This is a genomic window from Kribbella sp. NPDC056951, assembly GCF_042674205.1.
GTDB classification, from domain to species: Bacteria; Actinomycetota; Actinomycetes; order Propionibacteriales; family Kribbellaceae; genus Kribbella; species Kribbella yunnanensis.
The window spans coordinates 1,132,142-1,149,267 of the sequence record NZ_JBHUQZ010000002.1 but is presented as its reverse complement, the minus strand read 5'-3'; the positions used below and the strand labels follow the sequence as shown (position 1 = coordinate 1,149,267).

Here is a 17,126-nt window from a genome sequence, read left to right as displayed (position 1 = left end):
GGGTATGCGGGTGCTGATCGTGGAAGACGAGCCGGAGATGGCCGAGGCGATTCGGGACGGGCTGCGGCTGGAGGCGATCGCGGCCGATATCGCCGGTGACGGGCATACCGCGCTGGAGTTGCTGAGCCTGCACACGTACGACATCGCCGTCCTGGATCGCGATATCCCGGGGCCCTCGGGTGACGAGGTCGCCGCCAGCATCGTTGCCTCCGGCACCGGGATGCCGATCCTGATGCTCACCGCCGCCGACCGGCTCAACGACAAAGCGTCCGGCTTCGAGCTCGGCGCCGACGACTACCTGACCAAGCCCTTCCACCTTCAGGAGCTGGTACTCCGGTTGCGCGCGCTCGACCGCCGTCGGGTACACAACCGTCCGCCGGTCTGGGAGATCGCAGGACTGAAGCTCGATCCGTTCCGCCGCGAGGTCTACCGCGACGGCCGGTACGTCGCCCTCACGCGGAAGCAGTTCGCCGTACTGGAGGTGCTGGTCGCGGCCGAGGGTGGAGTGATCAGCGCCGAGGAATTGCTGGCACGGGCCTGGGATCAGAACGCGGACCCGTTCACCAACGCGGTCCGGATCACGGTGTCGACGCTGCGCAAGCGGCTCGGCGAGCCCTGGCTGATCGCCACAGTGCCCGGTGTCGGGTACCGGATCGGCAGCGAGGATGAGTAGGCCGCCTGGGCTCAGCATCCGGCTGAAACTCACCCTCAGCTACGCCGGCCTGGTGATGGTGGCCGGCATCCTGCTGCTGGGTGCGGTCGCGCTGTCGCTGAAGCTCACGCCGCAGGACGGCTTGGTGATCACCGTCAAGTACGGGTACTACGAAGGCTTGCTGAGGCGGTTCGTGCCCGCGGCCGGCTTTGCCGCGGTGCTGCTGCTGGTCCTGGGGCTCGTGGGCGGCTGGTTCCTGGCCGGCCGGATGCTGGCTCCGGTCTCACAGATCACGAACGCCACCCGACTGGCCGCGACCGGGTCGTTGTCCCATCGGATCCGGATGCCGGGGCGCAACGACGAGTTCCGCGAACTGGCCGACAGCTTCGACGCGATGCTCGCGCAGCTCGAGGCGCATGTCGCCGAGCAGCGCCGGTTCGCCGCGAACGCCTCCCACGAACTGCGCACCCCGCTGGCGATCACGCAGACCCTGCTCGATGTCGCGCGTAAGGATCCGAAGCGGCCGCCGGACGAGCTGGTCGACCGCCTGCACGCCGTGAACGCGCGGGCGATCGACCTCACCGAAGCGCTGCTGGTGCTCAGCCGCACCGACCAAGGATCCTTCACCCGCGAGGACGTCGACCTGTCCCTGGTCGCGGAGGAAGCGGCCGAATCCCTGCTGTCACAGGCCGAAGAGCGCGATGTTCTGCTGGAGACCTCCGGCGAGCTGGCCGTCATCACCGGCTCCCGCGCGCTGCTGCTGCAGCTGACCACGAACCTCGTGCACAACGCGATAGTCCACAACACGGCCGAGGGTGGCATCGTGCAGGTCGACACCGTGGTCTGGCCGGAGTCCGTCGTACTGACCGTCGAGAACACCGGCGCGGAAATCACCCCGCAGATGCTCTCGACGCTCACCGAACCGTTCCAGCGCGGGGCCGAGCGCATCCGCAGTGACCACGGCGGCGTCGGCCTCGGTCTGGCCATCGTCAAGCGGATCATCGAGGTTCACCACGGGACACTCGGCCTGATGGCCCGCCCCGACGGTGGCCTCCGAGTCACGGTCGAGCTGCCTCGCGGCGGAACCACGACGACCGGCCGCTCTGGTTGACGTAGCCGCGGCCCTCGTAGAAGGCGTGCGCCTCGGTACGGCGGTCCGAGCTGCTGAGCTCGACCCGCAGGCACCCATGGTCGGCCGCGAACTCCTCCGCGGCCGCCATCAGCTGCCCACCGATCCCTTGGCCGCGAACCTGTTCGGACACCACCAGTGCCACGACCCGCGCCCACGATCCGGTGCGTTCGAAATACGGCCCGACATGTACGGCGACCACGCCGACAACCTGATCGCGGTCATCGGCGACGTACACCGTACTGGTCGGATCGGACTGCCAGTCGCGGATCCGATCAGCTGTCGCGGAGACCTCCGACTGGGGATAGCCGAGCTGCACCAGCAGCTCGTTGACGGCGACCGCGTCGGACGGTTCGGCGATCCGGATCATGCGATCGGGAAGTCGAAGTAGCTGTCCGGGTAAGGCTCGTTCTTCAAGGTGTAGTGCCACCATTCGTAGTCGTAGCGCTGGAATCCGGCGGCCTCCATGATGTTGCCGAGGTGCTGCCGGTTGCGTGCCTCGGTCGGCGTGATGCCGGTGGCGCCGTGATGGGAGATCGAGTCCATCAGGTCATGATCACCGCCCATGGGAGCAAGTTCGCCGGTGTCCAAGTGATAGAGAGTCAGGTCGACCGTGCTGCCGCGGCTGTGCCCCGACCTGGCCGACACGTAGCCCTGGACGAACATCTCGGTCCGCCCGATGTTCGGGTAGTGCCTGGACTTCGTGCGGCCGTCCTCCGGCTCGTTTGCCCAGCGCAGGAAGCGATCCACGGCGCTCTGCGGGCGGTACCCATCCCAGATCAGCAGCCCGAAACCGAGTGTCGCCGCCTCTTCGCGACCCTTAGCCAGAGCCGCGGCCAAGGCCTTGGTCCCGACTACGCGGTTGGCGAGATAGCCGTCGACCGGACGGCCGGTGAAGTTGTCCCAGGTCGCATACTTCGCGTCCCAGCGGATCCCCGAGACGAACTCGTCCAGATAGACGAAGTCGGCCTTCATCGCGAGCTTCCCTCCATCGCCAGCGCCACCACGCGGTCCACCACGTCACCCAGCGACAGCCCGGCCGCCGCCATCATCCGCGGATACCGGCTGTACGACGTGAGTCCGGGCAGCGTGTTGACCTCGTTGAGGACGACTGTCCCGTCCTCCTTGAGGAACATGTCGACCCGGGCGAGTCCGCGGCAACCCAGCGCGCGGTAGATCGCCATCGCCGTCTCCTGAACCAGCTTGCGCGCGTCCTCCGGGATCTGGGCCGGCACAACGGGTGCCGAGTTCTCCGAACCGCTCTCGGGAGTGTCCTCCTGATGGATCCGGAAGAATCCGTGCGTCAGCGTGATGTGGTCGAGTTCGCCGGTGACGAGATCACCGTCGTTCCCGAGGATCGCGCAGCCGATCTCGCTGCCGACGACACCCTCCTCGATCAGGACCTTGGCGTCGTACTGGCGTGCTGTCTCGAGTGCGTCCGCCAGTTCGGCCGGTCGCGTGACCTTGCTGACGCCGAACGACGATCCCGACCGCGCCGGCTTCACGAACACCGGGTAGGGGAGCTGGAAGGGGTCGAGGTCGTCATCGGCGGTGCCGGTCCAGAAGGTGGGTGTGGCGATCCCTGCGCTGCGTACGACGGTGTAGGCGAGGGACTTGTCCATGCACACGGCTGAACTCTGGATGTCGCAGCCGACGTAGGGGAGTCCGGAGAGCTCCAGCAGTCCTTGGATCGAACCGTCCTCGCCGGTCTTGCCGTGCAGGACAGGCAGTACGACGTCCAGGCTGACCGTCAGATAGCGGCCGTCCGCGAGCAGCACCAGCAGACCGGGTGTGCTCCGGTCCGGCGACAGCACCGCCGGGCGGGCCTCGTCGAAGTTCGGGCCGTCGCACAGTCGCCAGGCGCCGCTCTCGGTGATCCCGATCCAGACCGGCTCGTACTTCGCCAGGTCGAGGTGCTTCGCGACCTCCTGCGCGGACTTCACCGACACCGGGTGCTCCTCGCCGGCGCCGCCGAACAAGATGCCCAGCTTCAGCTTCATATCCATTCCCGCTTCCTGCTTTCGAACTTGAGACAGTTGATGATGGAGTTCTCGACCGTGTCGCTGAGTGCGTGGTCGGTGTAATAGGCCGTGTGGGGACTGACGATTGCGTTCGGCAACTTCTGCAGCCGGAGCAGCAGATGGCTCTCGAGTGGCTTGTCCCGGTGGTCGGCGTAGAAGATGCCTTCCTCGCCTTCGAGTACGTCGAGGGCCGCGCCACCCAGCCGCCCGCTCTCCAAGGCCTCGATCAGCGCCTCGGTGTCGAGCAACGCGCCGCGGCCGGTGTTGATCACGAACGCGCCGTCCTTCAGTTGCGCGATCCGCGCGCGGTCGAGCAGATGGTTCGTCTCCGCGGTGAGCGGCGTGTGCAGCGTGACCACGTCACTGATCCGCAGCAACTCGTCCAGCGGGACGTAGTCGGCCGACGTCATCGCACAGGTGTCATGGGCAACGACATAGCAGCCGAATCCGCGCAGCCGGTCCATCACGGCCGCACCGATCCGGCCGGTGCCGATGACGCCGATCCTGAGGTCGCGCAGCTCGCGGCCGCGGAGCTCGGTCAGCCGGTAGTCGTGCAGGTCGACCCGCCGGATCATCGACTTCGCGTTCCGCACCGCCATCAGCATCAGCATCAACGTGTAGTCGGCGACGCTATCGGGGGAGTACGCGACATTCTGTACGGCGATGCCGAGGCCGGAGGCGTATTCCACATCGAGGTGGTTGTAGCCGATGCTGCGCGTCGAGATGTACGTGACGCCGGCATCGCGGAGTGCCAGCAGAGTCTGGTCGCTGATCCGGGACTTGTGTCCGACGCTGATGCACCGGTTGCCGGCCACCAGGTCGATCGTGGCCTCGGTGACCGCGGCCGGCGTGATCGTCGGCTCCACCCGGTAGCGCGCGGCCAGTTCCCGGAACAGCACCGCTTCGTCGGGTTCACAGCCGTAGACCGTGATGCCCAGCCCTGGTTCGTGATACGTCATGCCGCAAGTCAAGCCAGCCGGTCGTTGCAGCTGCGTATCCGAGTTTTCATATGCTCAGCACACATGAGTCCGGGCCGGACCCCGTGGTCCGACCCGGCCGATACTTCAGTACGGCGGTCAGCGCGGGAGGAACTCGCTCTCGCACTTCAGCGTGGCGCCGAGGTCGACACAGACCTGGATACCGGCCTTGACGATGCTCGCGCTGGTGTTCAGCTCCTTGTTGTCGTACGGGCCCCACGCGTCGCTTTCGCAGGTGCCGTCGTCCTCGTGCCAGACGCCGTTGGCCCAGTTGCCGTTGCTGAGCAGGGCCCGGGCGCGCGCGATCACGCGGTAGCCGTCACCGGGGCAGGTGTCGTTGATGACCCAGTTGTTGTAGACCACCTGTGTTGCGGACTTGAAGTCGAGGTCGGCGTACGACGAGCCGCCCGCGTCACCGCCTTGCGGGCTGACGACGTGCACGTAGACGTGGCCGTCGGCGGCCATGGCCGGGCTGATGCCGGCGGAAAGCATTGCGGCCGAGGCCACCGCGATTCCGAGTGCTCGAGTGGGAATGCGCATAGCAGAACTCCTTGTCACTGGGCGGCAACTGTCCGGTTGAGGACAGCGGGCCCCATGCTCACCGTGACCGGAGTCGGGTGTCTCGGTTTCCGGTCGAATCCGGTCAGGCGGACAACGCCGCCAGTTGGGTGGCGACGGCGTTGGCCTCCGGGGTCTTCAGGCGGTCGAAGATGGTGAGCGCTTGCCGGAGTTCGGACTGGGCGGTCTCGGGGTCTCCGAGGAGGACGAGGGCCCGGGCACAGCCTTGGTGACTGCGCGCCTGCTCATACGGGTCGCCGACCTCGGTCGAGATCGCCAGCGCAGCCCGGTGCCGGTCCAACGCGATCGCGGGCGATCCCGCCGTACAGGCCACTGTCCCGGACTCGTTGAGGGCGAGCGCCTCGGTGTCCCGATTGGCGACCTCTCTCGCGATCTTCAGGGCGAGCTCCAGGCGGGAACGAGCCGGGTCGAGGGCGCCCAGTGCGCAGAGGGCGCGGCCGAGAGTGATGAGCGCGTAGGCCTCACCGGTCCGGTTGCCGGTCTCGCGGGCGATGCTGATCGCGGCTTCCGCATCGGCGCGGGCCTGGTCGTGCCGGCCGAGGCTGAGGTTGACGCAGGCCCGGCTGTTCAGCGCGCGTCCCTCGGTCACCCGGTCACCGGTCTCGCGCAACATCACCAGGCATTCCTGAACCCGTTCGTACGCCTCGTCGTACCGGCCGAGCCGCTCGGCCAGGTGGACCACGTTGTGCAGGGCGTGCGCGGTCGCCAGGTCCGAGCCGATCATGGCCGCGATCTCGATCGACTGCAGGTAGTTCTCGTACGCCTCGGTGTACGCGCCGACGCGTTCGAGCACCAGACCGAGGTTGATCAGGGCGCGGATGTGCTCGCGGTGATCGTCGCTGGTGGCTGCGATCGACAGCGACTCGCCGTACACCTCACGCGCCGCGTCGAACCGCCCGAGCCGCCAATAGACGACACCGAGACTGCTCAGCGCCCGGCCGCGCTTGACCCGCGGCGTCACCCGTGCCGCGGCAGTGTGCAGCACCTCGCCGTCGCCGTAGTGGCCGGCGTCATCGAGGTAGCGGTAGAGGATCGACGACAGATCCGCCGTGTGATCGGGCAGATTTTGTTCGGCCGCGCTGAGTCCGCAGGCGACCAGATTGACCCGCTCGGCGTCGAGCCACGCCAGTGCCGCCTCCCGATCCGCTGGTGGCTCGGCCGATGATGGCGCGGACGGACGCCACTTCGCTTCGTACGGCGCGTACACCGACATCGCGAGGGCAGCCATCGCCCGGTAGTGGTCGGCCAACCGGGTGAACGCGGCCCGGCGGGCGCTCGCCGGATCCTCGTCGCTTCCGCGCTTGGCGGCGTACACCCTGACCAGATCGTGCATCTCGAACCGACCAGGGGAGCGCTGCTGCAACAAGCTCCCGGCCAGCAGATCGCCCAGCAGCACGGCCGTCTCGGCCTCGTCCGCACCAGCCAGTACGGCGGCCGCCGAGGTGTCGAAGTCGGCGCCCGGGTGCAGCGCGAGCATCCGCAGCAGGGTGCGGTGGTCCTCCGGGAGGCTGCTGTCCGACTGGGCGAGCGCGATCTCGACGGCGTCATCGAGCGACAACGTCCGGCCCCGCTCGACCAGCCGCTCCAAATGGTCGGACAGGCTCCAGGCTGGCGTCGCGTCGATCCGGCCCGCGACCAGCGCCAGCGCGAGTGGCAGCTGACCGACCTGTACGGCGATGCGCCCGGCCGTGGCCGGATCCTCGCTAACTCGCGCTGACCCGATCGACTTCCGCAGCAGTTCGTCGGACTCGGCCGGAGTGAACGGGCCGAGCTGCAACCGCTCCGCCCCGGGTAGTTCGAGCCGCCGACGACTCGACACGAGCACCACGCTGCCCGGAACGCCGGGTAGGAGCGGTACGACCTGTTCGGCCGAGGCAGCATTGTCGAGCAGGATCACCGATCGCCGACCAGCGAGCGCGCGGGCGAGCTTCGCCGTACGGGCGGTCTGGGCGGTGCCGCGCACGCCCAGGACGCGGAGAAAGGCCTCCAGTACGGCGCCCGGTTCGGCCGGCTGCCGTGGATCGAAGCCGCGCAGGTTGACCGCGAGGACCTGGTCGACGCCGTCCATCAGATGCGCGAGGTGCACGATCATCCGGGTCTTGCCGACGCCGGCCATCCCGTCGACAGCGAGCACGACGGGTGCGGATCGGTCGTTCAGCAGTGGCCGCAGCTTGGCGACCGCCTTGGCGCGCCCGATGAAGACCTCGAGATCGTCCGGGAGCCGGTCGGTCACGTTCACCACGGCCGCATCGGACGCCGCTCCGCACGCCAGTTGGTAGGCCTGCCGCCAAGCCAGTACGACGCACTCATCCGCATCGCCGGTCAACGCCCGCACGACGTCGACCACCAGCTCGACGTCCAGTCGGCTCCGCCCGGGTTGCAGGCACCGGTAGACCGTGTCGTACGCCGGGATCTCGGCCACACCCCGCGCCGTACGGCTTCGGACGATCCGCCGATGCAGCTCGCGGTAGGACACCCCGGACCAGACCCGCAGCTCCCGCAGGCGCGCCCCGAAACCGGTCAGCTCCGTGACACCACCTGGCGCCGGCTGTGCACTTCCAGACATCTCGCGTGCCTCCCCGTGGTTCCCCCGACCCTGCTCGCCGGGCGAGGTTAACGCCTGCTGGGTCAGAGCGCGACGGTTCGCCGGGGTTTTTCGACGGACGTGATTGCGGTACCTGCGGGTCTCGCTGACCGCATTGAGTCGGGGCTGGTGATTACCCGCGGTGAGGGCCGGGTAGGAGCGGCGTACCGAAGTGATCGTTTGAAAGGGGGCGGGCGAGATGGCGACTGAGTTCCAGCGGCGCAAGGTGGCCGTGGTCTTCGAGGCAATGGATGCCGACGGCAACGGATATCTCGACGAGTCCGATTTCGAGGCACTGACCGAGCGCTGGGTGGGCCTGCGCGGCTGGGCCCCGGGCACCGCCGACCACGACCGGATGCGGAGCATCATGATGGGCTGGTGGTCGGCGATCTCGACGATGTCCGGCGCCGAACACGACGACAAGGTCTCACTCGACGAGCTGATGAACGTTGTCGATCAGCTTCCGGAGATGCAGGACGCGGTGCATGCGACCGCCGATGCGATGTTCGACGCGATCGACGAGAACGGCGACGACCGGATCGCCCTGACCGAGCACAAACAGGTCGTCTACGCCTGGAAGGGTTCCGACGAAGGGATCGAGGAGGTCTTTCCGCAACTCGATATCAACGGTGACGGTCACCTGTCCCGCGCCGAGTTCCGCGACCTCTGGACCGCCTTCTGGAGCGGTGACGACCCTGACTCTCCGTCCCAGTGGGTCTTCGGGCGTTACTAGAGCCGGCCGCGCGCGGCGTACAGACATTGGACCTCGGGGCGATCACCATGGGTACAGGGGATCGATCGAGGAGGACGGCCATGACGGACAAGCGACTTCGTTGGCAGTGTGGGATGGCTGTCGCGGTGCTCCTGCTGGCCGGGTGCTCGGACGACAAGGGTGCGGTCAATCCGACCCCGATTAGCAGTGCGCCGCAGCCGACGGCGACTCCGACTGCCGACACCAGTACGCCGGTTCCGCCGACAACCCCGCCGACAGCCTCGGCCACCCCGACGCCCACGACTTCGGCGCCGGCGCGCAGGGTCTTCCGCTATCAGGCGGCGTGGCCGTTCACGTCCGAGGCGCGGGCCGCGGAGTGGCAGCGGTCGTACCGCAGCGGCGGGCATCAACCGTGGCACCTCGACGCGGCCGATACTGCCTTGGCGTTCACCCAGGGGTTCTTGGGATTCAAGGACATCACGCTGATCACCTCACGCAGCATCCGCGGTGACGAGGCGCACGTGGGAGTGGGCTTCCAGATCGACACCGGCCGCAAGTTCACCGCCGCCGTCGTCCACCTCGCGCGGATCGGCCAAGGTAAGGACGCTCCCTGGGAGGTCGTCGGCACCCGCGACTCCGACCTTTCGCTGACCTCACCACGCTACGGCGCCACCGCCGGCTCCCCGCTAACTGCGGGCGGCCGCATCACCGGTGTCGACGAAGCGATCCGGATCGAGGTCCGCCAAGCCTCCACGGCCAAACCCCTCGGCACCCTCTGCTGCGTCGCGGCCGGTGGCGAACGCACCCCGTGGTCGGGTCGCGTCAGCTACCGCGGTGCCACCGACCCGGTCCTGGTCGTCGTCGCCTCAGCCGGCGGTCACAGCCACGGCACCGAGCGCTTCGCCATTACCGCCGTACGTCGTTTCTAACTGTTGCCCAGGGCATCTGCCGGTGCTGTCCAGGAGGCGAGCAGCTGAAGGCGTTCTGCGGAGGGTGAGCCGGGTTCGGCGGTGTAGATCAGGAGCACCAGCCCTGGTTCGGCCGTGATCGCGAGTTCTTCGTAGGCGAGCACGAGTTCGCCGACGACGGGGTGCTGGAACCGCTTGGTGCCGGATCCGTGCGTGCGGACGTTGTGGTCGGCCCACAGTTGGCGGAAGATCTCGCTGCGGGTGGAGAGTTCACCGACGAGATCCTGGAGGCCGCGGTCGTGCGGGTCGCGGCCCGCCTCGGCGCGCATGATCGCGACACACATCTGGGCGAACAGTTCCCAGTCGGGAAAGAACTCCCGGGCGGCGGGATCGAGGAACTGGAAGCGGGCGAGGTTCGGCATCCGGCCGCCGTCGCCGATGACCGGTGAATAGAAGGCGCGCCCCAGGGCGTTCGTGGCCACCAGGTTCTGGTGCGGATCCCGGACGAACGCGACACCGTCCTTGATCGCGTCCAACACCCACTGCAGGCTCTCCCGCGCTGCGGCCTTTCCCGCCGTACGGCGGCGCGGTCGGCCCGAGCTCGGGATTCCGTCGGCCGCCCGGGCGAGGTCGAGGAGATGGGCTCGCTCGGTGTCGTCCAGTTGGAGCGCCCGCGCGAGCGCTTCGAGCACGCCAGAGGAGGCGCCGGCGATTTGGCCGCGCTCGAGTCGTGCGTAGTACTCGACGCTGAGTCCGGCGATCGTTGCCACCTCGCTGCGACGCAGACCGGGCACCCGCCGGGCACCGGTCGTGGGCAGCCCGGCCTGCTCCGGAGTGATGCGGGCGCGGCGAGTCGTGAGGAACTCGCGCACCTCTTGACGGTTGTCCACGACTACGACAGTAGTACGCCGGTCGCGCCGACGAGGCGTTGAAGGGTGCCCTATCAGTACACCTATCGACAGGGACTTCTTGCCCGATCGGCCGGCGGGTTCACTCCTAGAGTAGGTATCAACGTCAGTTCGAGAAGGAGCGCGCAATGCGCCAGGTAGTCATGCACGGGCCCGGCAACGTCCAGGTGGAGGACCGCGAGGACCCGAAGATCATCGCGCCGACCGACGCGATCATCCGGCTGTCCGCAACTTGTATCTGCGGCAGCGACCTGTGGCCTTATCGCGGGGCCGAGCCGGTCGATCACCAGGTCATGGGTCACGAGTACGTCGGTGTCGTCGAGGAGATCGGCGCGGACGTGCGGACCGTCAAGGTCGGCGACTTCGTGGTCGGCTCGTTCTGGGCCTCCGACAACACCTGCGAGATCTGCCAGGCCGGTTACCAGGCCTACTGCGTGCACCGCGTGCTGATGGGCACGCTCGGCACGCAGTCCGAGCGGGCCCGGATCCCGTTGGCCGACGGGACGCTCGTCGCGACTCCCGGGATCCCCGACCCGGAGCTCATCCCGTCGCTGATGGCGGCATCCGACGTACTCGGCACTGGTTGGTTTGCGGCTGTTGCCGCTGAGGCCGGTCCGGGCAAGACTGTCGCAGTCGTCGGTGACGGTGCTGTCGGTCTGCTGGGGATCCTGGCTGCCCAGCAGCTCGGTGCCGAGCGGATCATCGCCTTCAGCCGGCACGCCGATCGCCAGGCACTGGCCAAGGAGTTCGGGGCCACCGACATCGTCGAGGAGCGTGGGGACGAGGGCGTCGCGCGCATCAAGGAGCTCACCGGCGGGCTGGGCGCCCACTCGGTCATCGAGGCCGTCGGTACCCAGGAAGCCATGACGCAGGCCATTCGCTCCACCAGGCCGGGCGGACACGTCGGATTCGTCGGCGTCTCCCACGACGTGGCGATCCCCGGCGACGAGCTGTTCATGGCCGGCATCCACCTGCACGGTGGTCCCGCACCGGTCCGGCAGTACCTGCCCCACCTGATCCAGCTCATCTGGGACCGCAAGATCGACCCCGGCAAGGTCTTCGACCTCGTCCTGCCGCTCGACCGCGCCGCCGAGGGCTACCGGGCCATGGACGAGCGTACGGCGACCAAAGTTCTGCTGACCGTCTGATCTATGAGAACCTCATCCCCCGCTCAGGCGCGGCTGACCGCCGGACTGGTCGCCACCCTGGTCTTCGTGTCCGCGATCGCGCCGCTGGCCACCGACATGTACGTCCCGGCGTTCCCGCGGGTCGCCGGTGACCTGTCCAGTACGGCGACGCAGGTCCAGCTGACGTTGACGACGTTCTTCGTCGGTATGGCGCTCGGTCAGCTGATCGGGGGACCGGTTTCGGATCAACGCGGCCGGCGGATGCCGTTGCTGGCGGCGCTGGTGGCGATGACCGCGGCCTCGGTCGTCTGCGCGCTCGCGCCGTCGATCGTGGTACTGACGGCGGCCAGGTTCGTCCAAGGCTTCGCCGGCGGCTGGGCGATGGTGACTGGCCGGGCGATCGTCGTCGACCTGGCCAGCGGCGTACGGCTGGTCCGCGTCATGAACGTGGTTGCCGCGGTCGGCGGCATCGCGCTCGTCGTCGGCCCGCTGCTCGGCGGGATCATCCTGCAGCTGTCCCACTGGCGGGTCTCGTTCTGGGTCGTCGCAGCATTCGGGCTCGCGATGACGCTCGCGGCCTTGATCGCCGTACCCGAATCACTTCCGCGCGAGCGTCGGCACGCCGGCGGGCTGACCAGCTTCCTGACCGCCGGCCGCGCGGTGCTGGCGAATCGCGAGTACGTCGGCTATCTCGTCGTCTCCGGAGCCGCGATGGGCGCCTTGTTCGCCTATGTCGCCACGTCCGCCTTCGTCCTGCAATCCATGAACGGGCTCTCGCCGATCGCCTACTCCGTCGACTTCGCCGCCAACGCCGCCGGCATGACGGCAGCCGCCCTGATCGCTGCCCGCCTAGCCGGCCGAGTCGCCACCCGCAAACTCATCCTGACCGGACAGCTCGCCGTCCTCGCCGCCGGCCTCGCGATGCTCGTCGGGGCCCTGTGGTTCGACACTCCGTTGTTCCTAGCGATCGCGTGCTTCCTCGTGCTGATGACCGCCCAGGGCCTGATCATCCCGAACACCGGTGCCCTGGCCTCCGCAGCCGTAGCCGACCGCCCCGGCACCGGATCAGCCGTGCTGGGCTTCGTCCACTGGGTCGCCGCCGGAACCATCGCCCCGATCGCCGGCCTCGGCGGCGAACACACCGCCGTACCGATGGCTGTCTTGATGACCATCGGCGCGGTGGTGTCGCTGACCGGACTCCTGGTGGTCAGCAGGCGGTAGCTGGCTAGACCAGCTCCCGTACGACGCCGGCCGGTAGACCGAGCTCTCGCACCGATCCCGTCACCTTCAGCGCGCGGCCGCCGGGGATGCGTCGTACCCAGCCTTCCTGCAATGCGTGTGTGCACAGCGCAGCGCCGACCGCACCGGCGAGATGGGGACGTCGTTCGGTCACGTCTAGACACGACCGGACGGTGGGACGTCCGCGGTGGGGTTCGATCGTGATGCCGAGGTCGGTCAGCCAGGCGCTGCCTTCCGTCGTGAGGCCGGACGACCAGTCGAGCAGGCCGCGCTCGATCATCGCGTCCGCCAGCGCCACGCCGAGTTTGCCGGCCAGGTGGTCGTAGCAGGTCCGCGCTCGGGCGAATGCGTCTCGCTTGCTCACCGCGGCCAGGCTGTGGGCGGTCGCCGTACGGCGAGGTGTCAGTGCTGCGAGTCCTTCGATCAGCTCGGCCGTCTCGGGACCTGCGAGTCGCACGTACCGGTGTCGTCCCTGCCGCACCTCGGCCAGCAGCCCGCCGTCGACGAGGAGGTTGAGATGCTCGCTGATCGTCGGCCGCGAAACGTGCGCCAACCGTGCCAGTTCGGTCGCGGTCCAGGCACGTCCGTCGAGCAACGCCAAACAGACCGTCGCCCGCGTCGCATCGGCCAGCATCCGCGCCCAGGCAGCCAGCTCCTGTCCCTCGGCCTGCATGCTCATGTCCCCATCATGCCGGGGCAATAGTTCGGCCGCTGCCGAAGCGTCCGCGGTTTAGCTTCGGACGCATGACCCACCTGACGATCGAACCGTCCATCCTGTACGTAGGTACGCCGGTAGCTCTGCTGTCCACCGAGAACGACGACGGCACGTTCAACCTCGCCCCGATGTCATCCGCCTGGGCGCTCGACGACATCGTCGTACTGGGTCTCGGCGACTCGGGTCAGACCGGTCACAACCTGCGTCAGCGCCCCGAGCTCGTGATCAACTACCCGTCACCCGCGCAGTGGGAGGCGGTCGAGCGGATGGCCACGCTGACCGGCCGCAATCCGGTACCTGCCGCGAAGCGCGCGCGGTTCCGCTTCGAGCAGGACAAGTTCAAGGCTGCTGGGCTGACCGCGGTCGCATCCTCGCAAGTCGGACCGTCGCGAGTCGCCGAGTGCCCGCTGCAGTTCGAGGCGACGGCGGTCGCGGTCGACTTCGATGCCGGTGGCAACTTCTTGATCGTGCAGGCAAAGGTCTTGCAGGTGCACGCCGACGAACGCATCGTCGTACCGGGAACGTCGTACGTCGACCCGAGCGCCTGGTCGCCGCTGATCTACAACTTCCGCCACTACTTCGGCCTCGGTAACGAGCTCGGGGAGTCCTTCCGCACGGAGACCCCGCGCGAGCTTCATCTGCCGGCAACAGCGGGGCAATAAGCGCGAGTCACCCTGGCACCATGGAATCGTTGCGTACGGCGCTCGTCGGCGGATCAGCGTGTGAGGTGTGCGGCCGCCTCCCGCATCCGCGGCGGCTGCGATTGACGGTGGCCAAACTCCTCGCGGTGTTCCCGGTCGAGCTCGCGCTACACGCCCTCGTGCTGGCGATCCACCCGCCGTACGTCGTCGCTGTCGCCGTACTCGTGGTCACGACGACCGTGCTGGTGATCTGGGTCGTCGAGCCGTCCGCGATGCGCTGGTTGCGAACCTGGCTGCACGCCCCGCACTCACCACCGGCGACAGGCGTGGACGCCTTATGGCGAATCCGCGTCACGCTCCCGGACAGCGTCGGCTCGCTCGAGCGGCTGGCCCACGGACTAACGGCGGTGGACGCGAACATCCTCGGACTACACGTCCACACCGTCGAGGACGGCGTCCGCGACGAACTGGTGGTGTCGGCCCCCGACTCGATCCGCTCCGGCGCGCTGTCCGCAGCCGTCGAGTCCGCCGGCGGAGGCGACGTACAGGTCTGGCCCACGACGGCCCTAGCCCTGATCGACGGCCAAACCAAGGCCCTGAGCCTCGCCGCCCGCGTGGTCGCCGACCCCACCGAACTCCCACACGCCGTAGCCGAACTCCTCGGTGCAGAGCTCGTCACCGACCGAGCGCTCCTGTCCGGCCCGCTTCCCGCCGACCGAACCATCCTCAAGATCCCCTCGCCCTGGACCGGCTTCTTCGCCTTCACCCGCCCAGCAGAACCCTTCACCCCCGCCGAATCAGCCCGCGCCCACCGCCTGGCCCAACTAGCCGAACTCTCCCTCCTTCCCCTGTGACTACTACATCTAGGGACAGCAACCTAGGGCATTCCCCGCAAGACTCTGCGCATGTCATCAACCGGCCACTGCCTCTGCCGTGCACCGCCTCTTCTGCGGCGACTGCGGTACGCCGATCTTCACTGTGCTGCACGAACGCCCCGACCTGATCATCGTCAAAGCCGGGACCCTCGACGCCCCGTCCGGCCTACACCCCGTCGCCGACGTCTGGTGGCGCCGAGCCCAGGACTGGCTAGGCCCAAACCCCACCCGCCCTCACTACGAGGGTGACACGCGTGTGGGCAAGTTGAGTGCGCAACCAGCCCACGAACAGCCCACACATCCTTTGTAAATAAGGGGTTCTGGCCTCGAAAACTGTCGGTGGCCGTGTCTAAGCTGTTCGGTATGGAGATGTTGGCGTTGCCCCCGGTGTGGTCGCTGAGCGGCAGCGAACTGCTGTCCACTCTCGACACCGTGGAGGCTGCCACCGCCTTGCTGAATACCTACAAGTTGCAGGTGATCGGCCGGCTCGACGAAATGGGCACGGCCCAGGAACTCGGTGCCCGCGACACCGTCGAACTGGTCTCGGAACGCTACCTTCGCGACCCGGTCGAGGTCCGCAAAGACCTCGCCTTCACCACCGCCCTGCACAAGTACCCGGCCGTGACCGCCGCCCTACCCGACCCCGCAGACCCGACGCGGCCCGCGGTCGTGTCTCCGGACCAGGCCAAGGTCATCGTCAAGACCCTGGAGAAGGCCCCCTCCACCGTCCCGGTCGAACACCTGACCGTCGCCGAAGAGCAGCTGGTCGAGGCAGCCCGGCTCGCGAATCCCCGCGAACTCACCCGGTTCGGTCACAAGGTCCTGTCCACCTTGGACACCGACGGCCCCGAACCAGCCGAGGACGAAGCTCACACGAAAAGGTCACTGCGGCTGCGACGCACCGACGGTGGAGTGAAGTTCTCCGGGTTCCTGCCCGGCGCCGACGGCGAACAACTCGAAACCCAAATCCACACCCTGTCCAAACCCCACAAACCATCGACGGTGAACGTGACCCACGCACGCGCGACCAGCGACAAGCGGACTCGTTGACGATCATCATGAACTCCGCCGCCGGCAACCCCGACCACCCCGGTGTCCCGCACCTGACGGTCACGATCGACTTCAACGACCTCAAAGCCGCCACCCTCGCCGCAACCCCACCCGCCTTCGGCGGCACAGCCGGTACCGACACGAGCGGTGCCGGTGCGGTCGGGGGCGATACGAGCCGAGCCGGTGCGGTCGGAGCCGACGCGGTCGGAGCCGACGCGAGCGGGGCTGACGCGAGCGGGGCTGGCGCGAGCCGAGCCGATGGGACTGGTCTCGCTGCGGCCGGCCGGGGCGGTGGAGTAGGTGAGTTGGTGTTCGGCGGCAACCTGTCCGCAGGCGCGGTCCGTCTCCTGGCCTGCGACGCCGCGGTGCTCCCGATCGTGCTCGGCGGTGATTCGCAACCGTTGGATGTGGGCCGCGAGCAACGCTTCGTCAACCGCTACATTCGCCGCGCGTTGAACAAACGCGACAAAGGCTGCGTCGTCTGCCAAGCACCACCGTGGATGTGCCACGCCCACCACCTGATCCACTGGGCCAACGGCGGCCCCACCAGCCTCCAGAACCTCGCGTTGCTGTGCGCCTTCCACCACCGCGCGGTCCACGACGGCCAATGGGCCCTATCGATCACCAGCGACGGCGTCCAGGTCACTCGCCCGGGCTGGGCCGACCCGCCCCGCACCGATCCCGCCGTACTCGCCGAGGTGATCGGCTGGGTCACCTCGGCCCACACCCACAACACCACCGACGGCAGTCCTAACCCGGCTGGTGTCAGCAACGCCAGTGCCGACTGGAGTGGCCTCGGCGGCGTCACCAGCAACCCAACCCACGAACAACCAGAACGGCTGCCCGCCGCCAGCACCCTCCCCAACCCTCGACTGGCCGCCGCCCGAGAAGCCCTCCGAACCTGCCTCAACTCCATAGCACCCAGCTACGCCGACCCGTGGGGCACCAACACCACCCCCACAGCCGGACCGTAACCCCACCACCCGGTCCATCGCCCCCAACGCTCCAC

18 protein-coding genes and 1 pseudogene are annotated in these 17,126 nt (G+C 68.1%); 11 read left to right on the top strand and 8 right to left on the bottom strand.

The window, feature by feature from the left end; all coding sequences use genetic code 11:
* Positions 1-4: 4 nt before the first annotated feature.
* Both ACFTSF_RS12660 and ACFTSF_RS12655 read left to right on the top strand, forming a co-directional pair.
* Positions 5-673 (top strand): response regulator transcription factor, encoded by a 669-nt coding sequence (locus tag ACFTSF_RS12660; RefSeq protein WP_380153954.1) that lies wholly within the window; start codon positions 5-7, stop codon positions 671-673.
* Positions 666-1,763: a sensor histidine kinase gene (locus ACFTSF_RS12655; protein ID WP_380153953.1), complete on the top strand. Its 1,098-nt coding sequence runs from the start codon at positions 666-668 to the stop codon at positions 1,761-1,763. The genes ACFTSF_RS12660 and ACFTSF_RS12655 overlap by 8 nt, the downstream gene beginning before the upstream one ends.
* Here ACFTSF_RS12655 and ACFTSF_RS12650 read toward each other — a convergent pair.
* The 6 genes from ACFTSF_RS12650 to ACFTSF_RS12625 form a co-directional block, all read right to left on the bottom strand.
* Complete coding sequence (locus ACFTSF_RS12650) at positions 1,711-2,151, bottom strand: GNAT family N-acetyltransferase (protein WP_380153952.1); 441 nt, start codon at positions 2,149-2,151, stop codon at positions 1,711-1,713. The genes ACFTSF_RS12655 and ACFTSF_RS12650 overlap by 53 nt on opposite strands.
* Positions 2,148-2,756, bottom strand: coding sequence for a D-Ala-D-Ala dipeptidase VanX (vanX, locus tag ACFTSF_RS12645; protein ID WP_380153951.1), 609 nt, complete (start codon positions 2,754-2,756; stop codon positions 2,148-2,150). The genes ACFTSF_RS12650 and vanX overlap by 4 nt, the downstream gene beginning before the upstream one ends.
* The gene (vanA, locus tag ACFTSF_RS12640; protein WP_380153950.1) at positions 2,753-3,787 is read right to left on the bottom strand and encodes a D-alanine--(R)-lactate ligase; all 1,035 of its coding nucleotides are present in this window, start codon (positions 3,785-3,787) and stop codon (positions 2,753-2,755) included. Before vanA ends, vanX begins: the two co-directional genes overlap by 4 nt.
* On the bottom strand, positions 3,778-4,761 hold the full coding sequence (locus tag ACFTSF_RS12635; protein WP_380153949.1) for a D-isomer specific 2-hydroxyacid dehydrogenase family protein: 984 nt from the start codon (positions 4,759-4,761) through the stop codon (positions 3,778-3,780). The genes vanA and ACFTSF_RS12635 overlap by 10 nt, the downstream gene beginning before the upstream one ends.
* A 117-nt stretch (positions 4,762-4,878) precedes the next feature.
* Positions 4,879-5,319, bottom strand: coding sequence for a hypothetical protein (locus tag ACFTSF_RS12630; protein ID WP_344148582.1), 441 nt, complete (start codon positions 5,317-5,319; stop codon positions 4,879-4,881).
* A 103-nt stretch (positions 5,320-5,422) separates the two neighbouring features.
* Positions 5,423-7,924, bottom strand: a complete 2,502-nt coding sequence (locus tag ACFTSF_RS12625) for an ATP-binding protein (protein WP_380153948.1) — start codon at positions 7,922-7,924, stop codon at positions 5,423-5,425.
* Between the two features lie 217 nt (positions 7,925-8,141).
* Between ACFTSF_RS12625 and ACFTSF_RS12620 the strand changes: the two genes are divergently transcribed.
* Both ACFTSF_RS12620 and ACFTSF_RS12615 read left to right on the top strand, forming a co-directional pair.
* The gene (locus tag ACFTSF_RS12620; RefSeq protein ID WP_380153947.1) at positions 8,142-8,675 is read left to right on the top strand and encodes an EF-hand domain-containing protein; all 534 of its coding nucleotides are present in this window, start codon (positions 8,142-8,144) and stop codon (positions 8,673-8,675) included.
* An 80-nt stretch (positions 8,676-8,755) separates the two neighbouring features.
* A complete protein-coding gene (locus ACFTSF_RS12615; protein ID WP_380153946.1) occupies positions 8,756-9,583 on the top strand; it encodes a hypothetical protein in 828 nt (275 codons plus the stop codon).
* Here the strand turns inward: ACFTSF_RS12615 and ACFTSF_RS12610 are convergent.
* Entirely contained in the window at positions 9,580-10,452 is an 873-nt protein-coding gene (locus tag ACFTSF_RS12610) for a helix-turn-helix transcriptional regulator (protein WP_380153945.1), read from the bottom strand. The two genes, ACFTSF_RS12615 and ACFTSF_RS12610, sit on opposite strands and share 4 nt — an antisense overlap.
* A 146-nt stretch (positions 10,453-10,598) precedes the next feature.
* Here ACFTSF_RS12610 and ACFTSF_RS12605 point away from each other — a divergent pair, with 146 nt between their 5' ends.
* The gene (locus ACFTSF_RS12605) at positions 10,599-11,618 is read left to right on the top strand and encodes a zinc-dependent alcohol dehydrogenase family protein (protein WP_380153944.1); all 1,020 of its coding nucleotides are present in this window, start codon (positions 10,599-10,601) and stop codon (positions 11,616-11,618) included.
* Between the two features lie 3 nt (positions 11,619-11,621).
* Positions 11,622-12,818 carry a multidrug effflux MFS transporter gene (locus tag ACFTSF_RS12600; RefSeq protein WP_380153943.1) on the top strand — a complete coding sequence of 399 codons (1,197 nt, stop codon included), beginning with the start codon at positions 11,622-11,624 and terminating at the stop codon, positions 12,816-12,818.
* A gap of 4 nt (positions 12,819-12,822) precedes the next feature.
* On the opposite strand, the gene ACFTSF_RS12595 is transcribed toward ACFTSF_RS12600, so the two are convergent.
* Positions 12,823-13,515: an ArsR/SmtB family transcription factor gene (locus tag ACFTSF_RS12595; protein WP_380153942.1), complete on the bottom strand. Its 693-nt coding sequence runs from the start codon at positions 13,513-13,515 to the stop codon at positions 12,823-12,825.
* A 65-nt stretch (positions 13,516-13,580) separates the two neighbouring features.
* Here ACFTSF_RS12595 and ACFTSF_RS12590 point away from each other — a divergent pair, with 65 nt between their 5' ends.
* From ACFTSF_RS12590 to ACFTSF_RS12570, 5 genes and pseudogenes are all read left to right on the top strand, one after another.
* Positions 13,581-14,213, top strand: coding sequence for a flavin reductase family protein (locus ACFTSF_RS12590; protein ID WP_380153941.1), 633 nt, complete (start codon positions 13,581-13,583; stop codon positions 14,211-14,213).
* 20 nt (positions 14,214-14,233) lie between these two features.
* Positions 14,234-15,046: an amino acid-binding protein gene (locus ACFTSF_RS12585; RefSeq protein WP_380153940.1), complete on the top strand. Its 813-nt coding sequence runs from the start codon at positions 14,234-14,236 to the stop codon at positions 15,044-15,046.
* Positions 15,047-15,122: 76 nt separating this feature from the next.
* Positions 15,123-15,377: pseudogene (locus ACFTSF_RS12580) on the top strand (GFA family protein); the annotation flags it as partial.
* Between the two features lie 53 nt (positions 15,378-15,430).
* Complete coding sequence (locus tag ACFTSF_RS12575) at positions 15,431-16,117, top strand: DUF222 domain-containing protein (protein ID WP_380153939.1); 687 nt, start codon at positions 15,431-15,433, stop codon at positions 16,115-16,117.
* A complete protein-coding gene (locus ACFTSF_RS12570) occupies positions 16,114-17,091 on the top strand; it encodes an HNH endonuclease signature motif containing protein (RefSeq protein ID WP_380153938.1) in 978 nt (325 codons plus the stop codon). Before ACFTSF_RS12575 ends, ACFTSF_RS12570 begins: the two co-directional genes overlap by 4 nt.
* Positions 17,092-17,126: the final 35 nt, after the last annotated feature.